At 74.9% G+C, this 1,357-nt stretch carries 1 protein-coding gene; it reads left to right on the top strand.

Features of this window, described 5'->3' with window-relative positions; translation table 11 throughout:
- Positions 1–217: 217 nt before the first annotated feature.
- On the top strand, positions 218–1,357 hold a 1,140-nt coding region (locus AB0C29_RS48675), incomplete at its 3' end, for an MFS transporter (RefSeq protein WP_360835205.1).

Below are 1,357 nucleotides of genomic sequence, written 5' to 3'. Positions count from 1 at the left end.
CGCCGCCCTGGTCCGGGCCACCGTGCGGACGGCGCTGGACGCACCCCCGGGCGGCCTCTACGCGCTCGCCGCCCAGGCCGACGAGGACCTCGCCTCGGCGCCCCTGCCCGGTCACGTCCGGCTCGCCGCGGCGGCCTTGCACCGAGCATTGTCAACGGATCGTTGACAACGCCGACAGGCATTGAGTCGGAAGGACTCACCTGTCGAGGATGGGTGCATGCGTCGCAACGTCGTGCTCTTCGTGGCGATCTCGCTGCTGTCCGGCTTCGGCAGCACCGCGATGTCCCTGGTGGCGGGCATCTGGATGCTGGACCTGACCGGCTCGGCCAGCCGGGCGGCCCTGACCGGCCTGTGCGTCTATGCGCCGGTGCTGGCCGGGCCGTGGCTGGGCGGCCTGCTCGACCGGGTGCCCCGCCGCCCGTTGCTGATCGCCACCAATCTCGTCCTGGCCGCGTCCCTGTTGAGCCTGCTGACGGTGCACACGCCGGCCGGCAGCTGGCTGCTGTACGCCGTCTCCCTCACGTACGGGATCAGCTACGTCCTGCTCGACGCGGGCGAATCGGCCCTGCTGCCGGTGGCGCTCCCGGCCGGCGCCCTCGGCGAGGTCAACGGCTGGCGGTCCAGCGCCCAGGAAGGCATGAAGCTCGTCGCCCCGCTGGCCGGCGCGGGCCTCTACGCCTGGCACGGCGGCGCGGCCGTCGCCGTCCTCAGCGCGGCACTGCCGGTGATCGTGGCAGTCCTCTACGCCGCGCTGCGCCTGACCGCCGCCCCGGCGACCAGCACCAAGGTCCCGTCAGGACTGCGCGCCGGTCTCGCCGTGCTGACCGGGCACCCCCTGCTGCGGGTGACCGTCATGCTGGCCGCCGTCTCGATCGCCATGTCGGGTTTCGCCACCGCCGCCCAGTACGAGGTCGTGACGGTGGGCCTGGGGCTGCCTGCGACCTTCCTCGGTCTGCTGCTCAGCGCGCAGGGCGCCGGTTCCGTCGTGGGCGGCCTGATCGTCGGCCGGCTGATCACCCGCGGGGGCGTGACGGTCGTCGGCGTGGCCGGGACGGCGCTGTTCGCAGCGGGCCTCGCGGCCCGCTGCCTGCCGTGGTGGCCGGCGCTGCTGGTCGGCGGGGTGATGGGCGGCATCGGTCTGCCCTGGACGCTGATCGCGGCGGTCACGGCCGTGCAGACCCACACCCCGCCCGAGCTGCTGGGCCGGGTCGCGGCGACGGCGAACACGCTGATGTTCGGCCCGATCGCCGTGGCCACCCCGCTGGGCGCGGCCGCGGTCCACCTGGGAGCCCGCCCGGTCCTGCTGGCCGGCGCCGCCCTCTGCCTGGTCGTGGCGGCAGCCGTCGCCCGCCGCTCC

It is taken from the genome of Actinoplanes sp. NPDC048791 (genome assembly GCF_040650095.1).
Lineage (GTDB): Bacteria > Actinomycetota > Actinomycetes > Mycobacteriales > Micromonosporaceae > Actinoplanes.
Note: the sequence above shows the minus strand (reverse complement) of the source record. Positions and strands in the feature narration are given on the sequence as shown.